11 protein-coding genes are annotated in these 14,514 nt (G+C 62.5%); 3 read left to right on the forward strand and 8 right to left on the reverse strand.

Going from position 1 to position 14,514, the window contains the following annotated elements:
- Nucleotides 1-27: 27 nt before the first annotated feature.
- Nucleotides 28-831, reverse strand: coding sequence for a hypothetical protein (locus tag ACYJ11_RS14930; protein ID WP_461648334.1), 804 nt, complete (start codon nucleotides 829-831; stop codon nucleotides 28-30).
- A gap of 401 nt (nucleotides 832-1,232) precedes the next feature.
- Here ACYJ11_RS14930 and ACYJ11_RS14935 point away from each other — a divergent pair, with 401 nt between their 5' ends.
- The 3 genes from ACYJ11_RS14935 to ACYJ11_RS14945 are packed head-to-tail and all read left to right on the forward strand — an operon-like array spanning nucleotide 1,233 to nucleotide 4,131.
- Complete coding sequence (locus ACYJ11_RS14935) at nucleotides 1,233-2,678, forward strand: DUF58 domain-containing protein (protein WP_461648335.1); 1,446 nt, start codon at nucleotides 1,233-1,235, stop codon at nucleotides 2,676-2,678.
- Nucleotides 2,675-3,178 carry a hypothetical protein gene (locus tag ACYJ11_RS14940; protein WP_421642962.1) on the forward strand — a complete coding sequence of 168 codons (504 nt, stop codon included), beginning with the start codon at nucleotides 2,675-2,677 and terminating at the stop codon, nucleotides 3,176-3,178. Before ACYJ11_RS14935 ends, ACYJ11_RS14940 begins: the two co-directional genes overlap by 4 nt.
- Nucleotides 3,175-4,131, forward strand: a complete 957-nt coding sequence (locus ACYJ11_RS14945) for a hypothetical protein (RefSeq protein ID WP_461648336.1) — start codon at nucleotides 3,175-3,177, stop codon at nucleotides 4,129-4,131. Before ACYJ11_RS14940 ends, ACYJ11_RS14945 begins: the two co-directional genes overlap by 4 nt.
- A gap of 14 nt (nucleotides 4,132-4,145) precedes the next feature.
- On the opposite strand, the gene ACYJ11_RS14950 is transcribed toward ACYJ11_RS14945, so the two are convergent.
- From ACYJ11_RS14950 to ACYJ11_RS14980, 7 genes are all read right to left on the reverse strand, one after another.
- Nucleotides 4,146-5,156: an AAA family ATPase gene (locus ACYJ11_RS14950; RefSeq protein WP_188977310.1), complete on the reverse strand. Its 1,011-nt coding sequence runs from the start codon at nucleotides 5,154-5,156 to the stop codon at nucleotides 4,146-4,148.
- Entirely contained in the window at nucleotides 5,149-6,243 is a 1,095-nt protein-coding gene (locus tag ACYJ11_RS14955; RefSeq protein ID WP_461648337.1) for a DUF4350 domain-containing protein, read from the reverse strand. The genes ACYJ11_RS14950 and ACYJ11_RS14955 overlap by 8 nt, the downstream gene beginning before the upstream one ends.
- A complete protein-coding gene (locus ACYJ11_RS14960; protein ID WP_170096207.1) occupies nucleotides 6,243-6,518 on the reverse strand; it encodes a hypothetical protein in 276 nt (91 codons plus the stop codon). The genes ACYJ11_RS14955 and ACYJ11_RS14960 overlap by 1 nt, the downstream gene beginning before the upstream one ends.
- 89 nt (nucleotides 6,519-6,607) lie before the next feature.
- Complete coding sequence (locus ACYJ11_RS14965; RefSeq protein ID WP_461648338.1) at nucleotides 6,608-9,673, reverse strand: ABC transporter permease; 3,066 nt, start codon at nucleotides 9,671-9,673, stop codon at nucleotides 6,608-6,610.
- Nucleotides 9,674-9,680: 7 nt separating this feature from the next.
- The gene (locus ACYJ11_RS14970) at nucleotides 9,681-10,382 is read right to left on the reverse strand and encodes an ABC transporter ATP-binding protein (protein WP_461648339.1); all 702 of its coding nucleotides are present in this window, start codon (nucleotides 10,380-10,382) and stop codon (nucleotides 9,681-9,683) included.
- 97 nt (nucleotides 10,383-10,479) lie between these two features.
- Nucleotides 10,480-12,168 carry a sodium:phosphate symporter gene (locus ACYJ11_RS14975; protein WP_461648340.1) on the reverse strand — a complete coding sequence of 563 codons (1,689 nt, stop codon included), beginning with the start codon at nucleotides 12,166-12,168 and terminating at the stop codon, nucleotides 10,480-10,482.
- A 192-nt stretch (nucleotides 12,169-12,360) separates the two neighbouring features.
- The gene (locus tag ACYJ11_RS14980) at nucleotides 12,361-14,385 is read right to left on the reverse strand and encodes a hypothetical protein (protein WP_461648451.1); all 2,025 of its coding nucleotides are present in this window, start codon (nucleotides 14,383-14,385) and stop codon (nucleotides 12,361-12,363) included.
- Between the last annotated feature and the right edge of the window lie 129 nt (nucleotides 14,386-14,514).

A 14,514-nucleotide genomic window follows, 5' to 3' on the forward strand; every position in this document is an offset into this window, starting at 1 on the left:
CGTTGACTGTCGTTTTAACGGGATTAGTCAGTTCTGCGTACATCTGCTAGAGCACGTTCCGTTCTCGACGCATTCGATGTCGGGCTGTGTTCGGTTCTCGGCGACGAACTGCCACTCGTTTCGACCCACGCTGTCAGTGCCGTTTGAATAGGTGAGCTGTCTGTACAGCCCGTTGTAGTTCATCACGCTATCGTATTCTGTCCGGGAGTAGCGCTCCTCGTCGATACCATCTTGATGGGCGTCGAGCCCCATCGCGTGCCCGAATTCATGCATGAACAGCGACGCGGTGATCTTCGTCGAATCGAACCGCTCCATTGCCGCGATTTCAGGTCGGCCTGCACCGACGAAGTAGTCATCACCGTTGTATGCGACGTCGTCGGTTAGCAGGACGTAGTAGTAGCCCTCAGAACGGTACTCGGAATGGTTGGCCCGGAAGTCGTAGATGTCGTTCCCGACACCAGCACGGGATTTCGAGTACACCGTCCCGTTGGCCGAGAGGTTAGTATCGTCCGTGACGAGATGGATATCGATCCCGGTGGAGCCGTCGGGGTTCGAAACGGGTGCATTCTCAAAAGTCTCAACAATAGATGTCCGAACCGGATCGCTGAGCGTCGTTGCCTGTGTGGAATCGACTTCAACGTAGATGTCCGTTCGGAGCGGGTCTGCATCCGGAATTGCCTGCTTACAGCGAACTTCCATGCCGTCCGGATAACCGTCGCCGTCCGTGTCCGCGTTGGTCGGGTCAGTGCCGTAAACGGACCGCTCTAGCGAATCCGACAGGCCGTCCCCGTCTGTATCAGTGGCGTTCGCATCGGCTTGTGCCTGCTGCACATTCGGTGTATCGGCCCCACCACCACTAGCGGTGTTCACCTGTGGAGACATTCCAGCGACTGGGAACACAACACCCGCCAGAAGTACCGTGACGAGGACAATAGCACCGAAGCGAACCATCGACACGTTATGGAACCAGCGGGGACTTGAACCGGCAGCGTCATCTTGATCTTTAGCCTCAGTATTAAGACTGATTCCGAAAATCTCATTCAGACAGATACCCAAAAATCGGGATAAAGTAGAGCTTTGAGGCATCTATACGCCAATGTTTTCGGTTGAAGATTAAGTAACTGATTCTCCGAATATCAGTATCGATTTCGATAGTGAATGCAGATCTACATTTGGAGTATTCAGCGAGTCTGTCGGTATCTTCAATGGGCTCGATTCAGTAACAGGAGCTAATGCGTGTTACCCGGCGGTTCTGGCTCACGCTCACTGCTATCGGGAGCCTCGTCGTAGGTGGTGGGCTGCTCGATGCGCCCCTGTTAGTCGTCGGAGCTGTCGGGCTCGCAGGCTGGCTGCTCGCAATGCAGCTTGCGTTCGTTCGTGGCGTTTCACGGCTCGAAGACGAACTCACGGTTAGCCAGTCGTTCGACCGGTCCCGAATACGGACCGGTGCCGAAGCGAAGTACACACTTGATGCATCGGTTGACGCTGCCGGCGATCATCTGCCGCTTTCCATCGAAGCACGGATTCCACTCACAGCGCAAATGGAAGCGGGCCCCTCTCCGGATATCACTCTCGGTATGTCGATGCAGTCGTCATCAGTGACACTCCCACTCACCTGGGAAACTGTTGGCACCTACACCGTTCCCGGAGCCACAGTGACGGTCAGTGACGGCACCGGGTTGTTTGCTCAGTCGTTCACAACGGCTCCCGGACCGGAAATAGCAGTCGAGTCCCCGTCGGTCGGCCCGATTCACGTTGGCCAGAGCGGGAAACAGTTGCTACGCGGCGTCGGCGAGCACGATGCCCGCGGGCGAACCGGCGGCCTGTCAGCCGAGGAAATCCGGAAGTACGTCCCGGGCGACGCACTGAAGTACGTCGACTGGAAGGCGACTGCCAGACTAGACGAGGCGCACGTCCGCAACTACGAAGCCGAGAGTAACCGTAGCGTAGTACTCGTCCTCGATCACCGTCAGACGCTGGGCGACGGTGTACCTGGCGAAACGAAGCTGGAACACCTCAAAGCGGTCGCCGCGGCGTTCCGGCAGCGCGCCGAAACGACCCGCGACCCGTTAGGGTACGTGACTATCGATGACGCAGGCGTAACGGAAACCGGAATCCCGGCAGCGAGAACCGAGGCCTACAGATCGTGCCAGCATCGGATCAACGACATCGATACCGAAGCTGAAACGACGGCAACAGCCACCGCAACAGCGGCTTCTACCGGACGGATGGCAGGGACGGTGTCCCCGACGGCCGACACGCAATCACCGATGGAAGCGACGCTGCTCGCGTATCGGGACGCCGCCGGATCAAAACGACAGCTTCCCAACCAACCGCTGTACAACGGGTTGCAGGCGGCACCACACGAGATACGCAACGCGGATCTGCTGGTCATTTGTACCGACGACAGCAACCCGAGTGAACTACGGAACACAGTTGGACTGGCGAGACGCAACGCAACGGAGGTTGTCGTGTTTATCGCTCCATCAGTAGCCTTCGATACGGACCTCCTCACTGACCTCGATACTGCATACGAACGGTATCGAGCCTTCGACCAGTTCCGGCGCGAACTGAACGAGATCGACTCGGTGACAGCCTACGAGGTTGGGTCCCCAGACCAGATCTCGGCTATTCTGTCCGGCAGCCCAGCGAACACAGAACAGAGGAAGTACGCATGAGCGTCGCACTGGAAACGAGGGTACGCTCGCTCCGATCACTGCCCACCGTGCTCGGCCTGCTGGGCATCGTCGTAGCCACAGGTGGACTCGTCTGGGGCGGGCCGGTATGGCTTGGTTTCGTCGGTGTTGTCCTCGGCGGTCTCTACCTGTCCGGAACACCCGTTCTCGCGGTCGTGCTTGGACAGATAGCACTCGTCACAGTCGATACACCATCACTGCTACCGCTCGTTCTTGTCGAAGGCGGCCTGTTCCTTGCATTGCTTTCGGTAACTATCGAGACGCCCGACAGCCGAGTCGCTGGCAGCCTCGTCGCACTTGTCGTTCCACTGCTCGGCAGTCTCGCCTGGCTGTCGCTCTGGCGCTGGAACGTGGCCCCCCTCAGAGCCGGGTCCGCCCTGGTCGTCGGTATTGCCATCGTCGGCTATCTCTTCCATCGCTATCTGCTGATAGAACTCGACATCGTGACTGAAGACACAGCTTCGGATCGTGATTTCCTATGAGCCAACCCGAGCCTACGCAACCGGATGCATCAGGTGATGACAGCACCCAACAGACGGATATTGTGCGGGACCGCCAGACACTCGAAGCGGAGATGGAAGTGTTACGGGAGGAGAACCGCCGGTTGCGCGACTCCTATGCGCATGCGAAGCGGGCAACGTTCAGACGGACCGCAGTGGGCTTCTTTGCGGTCGGTGGACTCTCACTCATAGCGGCGTTCCTCTTTCCAGCCTTGCAGACGATCTTCGTCGCGTTCGCTGGAACCGGTGTGTTCGCCGGTATCGTCACGTTCTATCTCACTCCCGAGCGGTTCGTCTCGGCGTCGGTCAGTGACACGGTGTTCGACACGCTGGCCGATGTCGAACAGCACCTCGTCAGCGAACTGGAACTCCAGACCGAGACGGTGTATGTCCCGATGGCATCCCGTCCAGAGACGAATGCGCGTCTGTTCGTCCCCCAGCACGTCGAGTACGCGGTTCCGGATCCAGAGCAGTTGGGAGAACTGTTCGTTACGAGCGGTGCCGAGGCGGAGCAGGGCATATCGCTTCCCCCGACTGGAGATCGTCTGTACACCGAGTTCGAGCAAACGATGTCGGGCGAATTCGGTAGCGACCCCGATGCAATAGCAACACAACTGACTGCAGCCCTGTCCGAGCAGTTCGAACTCGTCGAGGACACGACAATCGAAATCGATGACGAGAACCGAACCGCTTCTATTGCCATCGACAATCCTGCGTTCGGCGACATTCACCAACTAGATCACCCAGTGGTGTCCCTGCTTTCGGTAGGGTTTGCCACGGGCCTTGACCGACCTGTCACTGTCGATACGCGCGACGATGACCGCTTCAGCGGTGTCGTGACGGTTTCGTGGGATACACTCGAACAACCATCGGCGCAGTCCGATGGCGTAGCAGCCCGAGAACGAGAGACGACACCAGCCCCGGAAAACAGCTGACGTCAGTCCGGTCGCTACTCGAATTCCCGTTTCGTCCCGCCATCACCAACCGCTTTCTCGACACCCGTACTGTGGTCGGTGTCGGACCCGGGCGGCGAAATCGACTGGAGGATTTCTTCGATAACCGCCTCGGGACCGATCTGGCTTAGTTCGGCATCGCTGTTCATAATGAGACGATGCCGCAACACCGGGAGCGCCATCTCCTTGACATCGTCCGGAATGACGTACTCCCGGCCGTTCAGACGAGCGACTGCTTTGGCCGTATTCTGCAGGGCGATTGTCGCCCGGGGTGAGGCCCCGTGAACGACGTTTCGATGGTCCCGCGTCGCGCCCACGATGGCGAGAATGTACTCCTTGATGCTGTCTTCGATGTGTGTCTCAGGGACCACCGACCGGGCGTCTAGAAGTTCCTTCCGGGAGATAACCTGCGAGATAGAGTCCGCGTCAAGCGTCGGGTTCGTGTCGAACTGGTCGAGGATGGCACGCTCCTCCTCGGAGTTGGGTATCTCAGTGACGAGTTTCATCTGGAACCGGTCGCGCTGGGCCTCCGGGAGTTTGAATGTCCCCTCCATCTCCAAGGGGTTCATCGTCGCAACGACGGTAAACGGCGTCGGGAGTTCGAGCGTCGTTCCTTCAATGGAAACCTGCTCCTCCTGCATCGCTTCGAGGAGTGCACTCTGTGTTTTCGGCGGGGCACGGTTGATCTCGTCGGCGATGACCAGATTCGTAAACACTGGGCCTTTCTGCAGTTCGAACTCGCCGTTTTGCTGGTGGTACACCGTCGTTCCGGTGATATCCGCAGGGAGGAGGTCGGGCGTCATCTGGACCCGAGAGTGCTCGAGATCCGTCGCGTTGGCGACGAGCGTGGCAATCGTCGTTTTCGCGACACCGGGGACTCCCTCCAAAAGCACATGACCGCGTGTAAGCATGGCGACAGTAATGTGGCGAAGGACCTGCTCGTTACCGATAAGAACGGTCTCCGTCTCCTCCTTGAGACGGTCGTACAGCACCGACGGATCAGTCATTGCGTTGACGTTCGGACCGCTGTTTAATAATGGCTTCCGTTACTCGCTCTACCTGTGCGGTTCCCCAGTCTGGATGACGGGCTCTGAGATACTTCTCAACGCCATCCCGGGAAAGATGCGGGTTCGGCCTGCGGCCTCTATGTTCCCGGAGTCGCTCTCGGAGTCGATCGTCGAGACGGCGGTCGTACGCGAGCAGCATCCCGACCAGCACGACGCCACAGAACAGCAACAGCGCGTCCGACCGCTGCACGGCGAGGACGGCAGCGGCCACTGGCGGAACACTGCTGGCGCGTGAATAATCCAGTAGGGCCGTGTCGTGGTTGGCGACGATGTTCTGGACGAACCGTCGGTTGTCACCACGTTCGAGCATCGCGTTCACGAAGATACTCGGATCACTGACGGCGATAACTCGACCGTCGCCGACCGATTCGCTCGTGACGACGGGTCGAGACGCTAACTGCTCCTCACCGTCAAGGTTGGCGTTCCCGTTGCTGTCGAGGTAGGCATACTCGGAGGTGTTGACGAGTGTCGTCGCGTTGCCGGCTCTGACAGTCGTCCCGTAGTTGAGGACGACAGTATCGACGCCGGTCGTCTCCGGATAGTCGCCGGCAGGCGTCGCTTCCGGGAGCGAAGAGTTCCGGTAGTAGTTCCGGTTGTCGTACACCGGGCGGCCGTCGAAGCGTGCGTCTGCACCGACAGCAGCGAGCAGCTCATTTCCGTGTGGGCGGTAATCCTCGGCGACGACGAGTGTCCCGCCGCCCCGGACGAACTCCGCAATCCGCGTGCGCTCGCTCGACGAGTACGGCTCTGCCGGCGAGAGAACGACCGCAACGGTGCCGTCCGCGCCACTCGTCGGATACTGACTCACGTTCGTTCCGACAGTCACGTTTGCACCGGCATCAGTTGCGACGCCTCGGAGTTCACCTGCCCCGTCCCACTGGGAGTTGTACGCACCGAACGCCGCCGAGGACGTACTCGCGGCGTAGACGAGTGCGATGACCGTGAGGGCGGTGTAGGCGGCCAGCAGGAGCTGCGGGAGAGTGAGCGACGGCAACCGCGAGTCCTCAAAGAGCGGTGTCAACGCCATCAGACCAGCCCCGGCGGTAGAATCTCGAGGATACGTTTGATGACCACGTAGGCAAAGCCCACCAGTCCGAGCCCGATGAGCCACCAGAGCCGCCGTCGCCAGCGCGGCGACACGGCCTGCGGTGCAACCAGTTCGACAGTAACGAGAAACCCGATCAGCGAGACAACGAAAAACAGCTCCAGCGTCAGCGCATCCAGGAGGGTCAACACGAGGATGGTACCAAGCACCCACGCGAGATGCCCGTAGATGAACTGCTGGCGCTGTCGGGTCGCCATGCTACGGCGTTCTTGTCGGTAGACAGTCAAAGTTCCGACCGACGGCTGCTGACTGAGCCACGAGATAACGGCTACCCTAGCAGTTCGGCTCAGTCGTCGCTAGGCTGTCTCTCGTCGACCGACTCGGCATCGGGCGTCCGCGTTCGGTCACCACTCGGGAGCAACGAAACCGGCGAGGCCGTCAGATAGGGAACCGTTGCGACGAGGGCACCGAATAAGGCGAGCGAGACGCCGCCAAGGAATATCGCTGCGAGGATCGCCGGCGGCGTCCGCGCGGAGAGCCGGAAGCCGAAGAAGACCAGCCAGCCAGCCCGCTCCAGCAGCTGTAACGCGGCGACCGACAGGCCGAGCGCAAGCCCAGTCGCCGGAATCGCGATACGAGCGATGTCGGCCAGGATCGTCCGTAAAACCCGCCACTGCGTCGCACCGGTCGAGCGGTGGATACCGATAGCCTGCCGACGCGCGTGGACTCCCTGTGCGAACGTCGCCGTGGTACTGCCGACAGTACTCAGCGCCGAGAGGACGACAAGGACGCCCAGAATCAACTGGACGTTTCCGAACACACCCTCGACGGAGCGCTCGATCGGCGTTCCGGACGCGTACGACCCGCTGCTTGCCACCGCAGATGCCAGCCGGCGATCACCGGTCACCTCGTAGTCCGCCGTGGTGAGGGTGGTCCCGTTGGCTGTCACTCGATAGGTGTACGTTCCGGGCTGGCCTCGTCCGCCATCCGGAGAGAACCGCGTTTGCGTGACGTTCCCCGGCGGCATATAGACGGTCCGGTTCCGGGAGACACCGGGACCGACGACGCGCACGTCGCGGGTAATAGGTTCTTGCCAGGGGTTTGCGAGTCCGATCCTGAGGGTTGGCGTCGTCAGGACCGACCCCGAAGACGGCGAGATCGACAACTCCCCGTACAGTTCCCGCTCTGTACCCCGAACGATCTGGATGGCGTGTGTCGCCGTCTGGTCACCCGAACGAGCTGTTATCGTGTAGTTCCCGGGCTCGCGTGGCAGAGGAACGACGGCGACACCGCTCGATCCGGTTCTGAGCGACGGCCCGTTCACCGTGACGGTGGCGTTCGAAACTCGCTCGCCAGTTTTCGTGACGACGGGGACGGAGAGCCCCGACCCGGGCGGGGCCTGTGACGGCAACTGGCTCGGAATCTCGATTGCGTTCGGCGAGACGACAGTCACTGAATGAGTGTACTCCCCGGCGGTTGCGTTTGTGGTCCCAAGCTCTGACGCGGGAAATGAGACAGTGCCAGTCCGCTCCTGTCCCGGCGGGACAGCCACCGTCGTCGTCCGCTGGTCGCCGCGATACCGGACGGTGACTTCCCGGTCTGCACGCTCGTTGCCGACGTTTCGGACGGCGACGGTGAGGTTGACTGTGTCACCTTTCGTGACGCGCCTCGGACCCGATAGCCCCGTCACGACAGCGCCCGACCGGTTGGCCGTGACACCGTCGGCATCGTCAATCCCTGATACCGACCCTTTCACGCGGATCATATGGACCTGTCCTTGCCCGGTCGCCAGGTCGGCCGCGGAGTCAAGCGGGAGAATGAGCAGGTCATCGAGTGTTCTTGGGGCGTCGTACCGCCCGACGACGGTGACCCGGCGGAACCCGGGCTTGACGCTCCCGCTGACGGTCAGTTCGTCACCGATCTCGACATCGAGCGTCCGCGCGAGGTCGCTCCCGATGACGGCCTCGTCGTGTCGCTGTGGCCGCTTGCCTTCGACCAGCGTGGCCCCGGTGACGTTCGCGAACGCGTCGTACTCCGCCCCGTGAGCCATGTACGGCTGCCCGTCCGAAACTTGAGCGTAGATTATCTCCGGGCTAGCCGGTGTCCCGTCGGCCCGCAGGGCTGCGGCGTACTCAGCGTCGAGGCGGCTGTTCAGCGGGTGGGGCGCGCCGGCTTCGGTGATGGTCCCGGAGCCACCCGCCCCGCCGCCGAGTGGAGACGCGAGGCCAGCCAGTGAGACGACGAGCAGGAACGTGATGCCGAAGACGGTCAGTGTCGCCGCCGTCGGGACGACCGAGCGCCACGACAGGAACGTCGGGGAGACCCAGCTTCGGACTCTCGCGAGCGTCGACTGTCCGGACTGGCCAGACAGAGTATGACGGTTTCCGAGGGATGCCGGCGGGCGAGTCGCCGCCGGATAGGCCGCGAGCGCGCCGGCGACCAGCCCCATCAAGACGAAGACACCGGCGACGGCACCGACGACGGTGGCGCTCTGGCCGGTGACGGTGACATCGAGCGCGATCGGGAGGCCGACATAAATGGCGACGTTGACCAGCGCCTTGATCAAGATGAGTCCGATGGCGTAGCCCAGAACGACGCCAGTGGTCACGAGGAGGCCAGCGCGGAGCGTAAACAGGAGTCCCACGCGCCACCCCGACGCGCCGGTCGAGCGGATGACCCGTATCGCGTCGAGGCGGTCGCGGACGCTCATCCGCGTGACGTTGTAGACGACGATGAGGACCAGCAATCCGCCGGCGGCCGCGGCGATGCCAAGCGCCCAGAGCACCTGCTCCAGTCCGCCGAGGACGTACAGGAGCGCGCTGACCAGCGGTGCTCCCTCGCTGGGCAGACTCCCCAGCCCGGTTCCGCTCGGGCTGTGGTCGATGACGAAATAGCCGGTGACGCCGACCCGTTGAGCGGTCGAGGCGTTCGTCGCATACCACTGATTCGAGAGGAACGTCGTTCCCCGCTCCTGTGGTACGACGGTGAGCGAGACGGTGCCGTTCGACCCGCTGACCGTTCGCGTCCGCTGCTGGGAGACCGGCCCCCGGCCATCAACGCCGTCCGGAATCGTCGGTAATCGCCCCTCCTGCCACTGAGCCGACCCCTCGATGAGCACCCTGGGAGTATCGGGTGGAATACCGACGAGACGAACGTCGGTCCCGTCTGTGGTCGCCGTCGCTGTCGGGAGCACGGTGACATCTTCACCGGTTTCTGGTAGGCCGTTCTCCGCGTCGTGATAGGTGACCGTCCCGGAGTTCGCAAGGGGTTCGGCGAACGTTTCCGAGTACGTGACCGCAGTGAACAACAGCAGGACTGTGCCGATGAGAAACGCGGCCGTCACGGCGACGACGACGACGGTGAGCCGGTCCCGTCTGGACCAGCGAAACAGGAGGGCGTTTCTGTATCCCATCGGTTCGTTAGTTCGTCTCCGTGGACGGGCTTGCGTCTGGCGTCGAGGCGGCATCGGAGACGAGCGTGCCGCCGCGGATGAACAGCCGTTCGTCGAACCGCTGTGCCAGTTGCGGGTCGTGGCTGATGACGACGAGGGCGGTTTCCGTCGACTCCTTCATGCTGAACAGGAGGTTCAGCACCGACTCGGCAGTGTCCGGGTCTAGCTGCCCGGTCGGTTCGTCGGCGAGGACGATTTCGGGGCGGTTCGCGAGCGCCCGTGCGATGGCGACGCGCTGTTTCTCACCCCCACTCAGCGTCGCTGGGTACTGGTGTTCGAGCCCGGCGATGCCCAGCCGTTCGAACAGCGTGTCCAGCCAGCCCGGGTCGCGGTCGCCCGCGTGCTCCTGCGGGAGCGACGCGTTCTCGCGGGCCGTCAGGTCGCCGATGAGCTGGAAATCCTGAAAGACGAACCCGAGCGTCGTTCGCCGCAGGCTCGCACGCTGGCGTTCGGACAAGGTACTCGCGTCCCGGCCGTCAACCTCCAGCCGACCGCTAGACGGTGGTTCTAGCAGTCCAAGGACGTTGAACAGCGTCGATTTGCCGGCCCCACTAGGGCCCTGAACGAGCATCGCCGCGTCGGACCCGACCGTGAGTGAGACGCCGTCGAGAATCTTGGTGCCCCGTCGTGTGACACACAGCTCCGAGCCGACGAGGACGGGGTCAGTCATTGTCGGCCTTTCTGCCGGCCCCGTATTGTATGCCACGGTTACATACCCGGGAGCCATGAAGGTGGGGACTATCGAACCGGGTCCGCTCAGCACCTCGTCAGCAACTCGTCCGATTCCCGCCGGGCCGAACGAGGTACACCGAATCAAGACCGCGCGTGTCATAGACCACGTCGTTCTCGTAGCGCCACTCCTCCAGCGCCGCGGGCGTGGTCCTCTCGCTTCCTGCCGGGAATAGGTGTGCTCCGGTGGTTCCCCACGACGACCGCGAGAGCGTCGGGCAGTTGGGTTCCGCACCACCACCGAGCCATCGGGCGGTCGGCTGGTACGTGCCGTTGGACGCACCCGGATAGTACAAATCGACGATACGGCTGAACGGGTGGTCAGACGCCCACTGCTCGTCGACGTGGTCCGCGGTGAACGTCGCGGCCGCGAACTGCGATTCGGTCGCCCCGGTCGGGAACGCTAGCGTATCGAGGTTGACGAACGCGATCGGCATCGTTGCAACCGCGGCCACTACGACGACGACTGTCAGGACTGTTGCGAGTCGGTGGCTGTGCGTCCTTGGCGTTCCGAGTCCGCCGTCCGGCGTCGGCGACCGCCGATAGGCGACGGACACGACGCCGAGGCCAGCAAGTACGAACACGGGTAGATGAACGAACGTCTGCCCACGGAGCGCCGTCCCGTAGTACTCCGGCGTCAGCGAGGCGGTCAACGAGAAGTACACGATGACAATCGGTGCCAGCAGCAGCGCCAGCACGACTGGACCGATCCGTCGACGGTCGCGGCTCGCACGTGGGAGTCCGACGACCGCAAACACCACCGGGACGGCGAAGGCCGCGACGAGCACCAGAAGCCCCGCTGGCGTGGTCTGTGTCCCGGGGAAGACGGTCTGCAACGCGTTCGCGCCGAGCGTCAGGAACCAGAGGCCGACCGCGCCGCCGATGGTCACCCGCTGCAGACGAGCGCTCGTCCGCTGAAACCAGACCAGCGTCGCCACCAGCACGACGAGCCAGGCCAGGAACAGTCCCGGATACGCGCTGATGCGGTCGACGTAGGGAACCACCAACTGGGACTGCTCCGCGATCCGGTAGTACCCCCACATGTACACCCAGAAGCCCGCGACGACGGCGAGCGCAGTAACGGCGTCACGGCGCGACGGAATCCTGGCGAGATGGGCGGCTAGCACCCCCGTCAGTACCAGTCCAGCGATGAGCGAGCTGAACGTATGTAGGAGCGGGAAGGCAGCGAACAGGACGACCACAACTGCGCCCCATCGACGCCGGTATCGCTCCGTCGTGAGCAACCGATGGACGGCAATCGCAAACAGCGGAAGCAAGAGAAACGCCAGCGCCTCCTCGTCCGTCTGTCCAGTCCGCCGGAGATAGATTCCCTCCACCGCGAGCCCCATTCCGACCACGCCCATCGCCAGCGTCGTCCGCGAGTGACGCCAGCGACTCGACTGTGCGAGGCGTTTGACCAGCGCCATCGCCGTCAGACAGGACGCCGCACCGGTCACCCCGACGACCGGCTGGGCGATGTACAGCGGCCGCTCACCGGTGATTGCGCCGACGACTGTCAGAACAGCGGTAAACACGATGTTGTCCGCGCGGAACCGCGCGAGGGGAAACGTTCCGGTCCGAAGCGTGTCCCTAGCCAGGGCGACGTAGCCGAATCCGTCTAGCGTCGAGGGCAGCGGCGTCCAGTGGAGCGTCGTCAGTCGGGCCGCGACTGCCACGGCCAGCACAGCTACGATGAGCAGCACTCGCCCCTTCCGGCCGTCACTCATTGGCGGGTCCTACAGCGGGTGGGTGTAAGATAGTTACCGCATTTCGACGGGCGACCCGGCCGCCGTTACAGCCAGTCATCCGGAGACAGCTACCGCTAGCCCCCTCCAGAAACTCGTTCGACCCGGTGGACAGAAGCGGCTGGGCCCAGCTTATATGTAAGAAATTTTATATTATAAGGAGCGACCAGCCGGTCACGAGTCCCCGTTCGACTTGATTTTGCGGGCACGTTCGACGGCCGCTTCCGCGCGTGCCGGATCAACCGATGTCGGTGCGAACGCTGCCGTCTCGAAGGCTTCGACGACCGTTTCGATATCCGTCATCCGTTCCTCGGGAACGCCGTGCTCCTGGCTCCGCTGGAGGAGTTCCCAGTGTGTCGCCCCCTCGTCAATGCCGTTTTCCACCGCTAGCTCGTCGTGGACTGCGGTGTACGCTACCATCGCTGCGGCGTCGTAATTTTCGCTAGCCAGAGACGTCTCGGCGCGGTCCTCGAACGTCGGAGTCGTCGCGTCCGGTTGCGTCCCCGTCTGGTCTGGCCCGGTCATCGATGCCGCAGTTTCCCCAGCTGGGACAGCCGAGTCCGTAGTCCGGGACCGGCGGCCCCGCGATACGACGAACCAGGCCGCGACGATAACTGCAAGCACTGCCCCGCCACCGAAGATGGGCAGCCAACTGTATCCGATAATCCCGTTTACGAAGCCAGTTGCTGGGTTCTCGTCAGGGCCGACCGGTGGGTTGCCGCCACCGGACCCAGCTACCAGCGTTGTCGTTGCGGTCGCGTTACCGAGGTTTGAGCTCGGTTCGTCGTACGTGGCGGTAACCGTAACTGACTCGTTGTTCTGCAGATCCTCAAGGACAGTCTGAAAGGACCCGTCCCGGTCCGTCTCGACGAGTTGGGTTCCACCAGCACCGACCTGCAGCCGTACCGGGCGACCCGCGACAGGGTCCCCAGCACTGGTCTGGAGTTGCCCCCGAACGAGGACCCCCTCAGCTGTTCGCGATGCATTCACTGAGAGGGTCGTTCCGGTTTCGACGACGACAACAGGGGTTTCCGACTGTGCGCCCGCTATCGCTCGGTTCTCATACGGAATCCAGGCGACAACTTGGCGGTCACCGTCGTTTATCGATGCCGGGAGTCGGATCGTTTCTGTGGCGGTGCCGTTCGGTCCGGTCGTCGTTCGTGCGACGACGGTATCACCAATGGCGAACTCGACTGGTACCTCGTCGACACCTCTCAACCCGACTGTCACGGACGCTGTGGCGTTGAGTCGGTCGCCGTACCCCACCGTCTCCGGTGCGATTTCGTTCGTCACGTCCGGGGTCACCTGTTGTACGTCAATCGCGAACGTGGCGTTGTCGGACAGGTACACCGAGTCGGCATCCGGGACGTACTCGACCCGCACGGATTGTGACCCGAGCCTGGCCGAGCGTGGCCGGTACTGCGTTTCGAACGCGCCGCTCGAATCAGTCTGTACAGTCCGAGTCCGGTTCTCGATCCTGAGTTCGACCGCCTCGTCCGCGACGACCGAGCCGTTCTCAGTCTGTATCTGCCCGGAGACCGTTCCGGGGTCGCTAAACGATGCAGTCGAATCGATCGCCTGAACCGTGAGTGTCGTTCCGACGAGCGTCTCTTCACGGATAACTGCCTGCGTCGCCGTGATGTTCGCTGTCGTCTCGTTGATCTCAGTCTGTCCAGAAGAGAGGTCGACAGACGTCGCGTTCTCGATCCGGTCGAGATTCCGGTTCAGTTCTTTGGTCCTGTCGCTGATGTTCGCTGCCGTTCGCTCCATCGCACGCGCAGTAACACGAGCCTCGCGTTCGTTACCCCGCTCGCGTGCTGTCTGATACGCCGCGTACTGTTGCCGATACCGCTGGACCTCGTTCGTGAGATTCCGCTGGTTCTCGCGCGCGGCCTCAAACTCTCTCGCAGCAGTATCGTCCGTATCCGAGGACGTGTCTCCGGCAACCTCGACGTACTGCTCTAGGCGCTTGTCGTAGTCGTCGCCGAGGACCGACCGAGCCTGGTCGTACTGGTCGTTCGACAGCGCAATACTACTGTTTTCCAGCTGCCCTCCCATCGTCCGGGCTAACCAAGCGGCCGTTTCGTCACTGTACTCGCCGTCCGATACCGAATCCGGGTTTTCTTGTTGCGTCTCGTTATCGTCCGTCGGCGTCTCCACCTGCCGGTTCAGAGCCGGACCCCCGTCATCAGTTCCCATCGCTGCCACCCCACCAGCGCCCACTGTGAGCCCTACTACTGTCAGGGTGACCAGCACGACCCACGACTGGCTCCGGAACACACCGAGTTATTCTGCTGGTTTGATAAAATCCGTTCGGTTGCCTCACCG

The organism is Haloarcula sp. H-GB5, assembly GCF_054850705.1.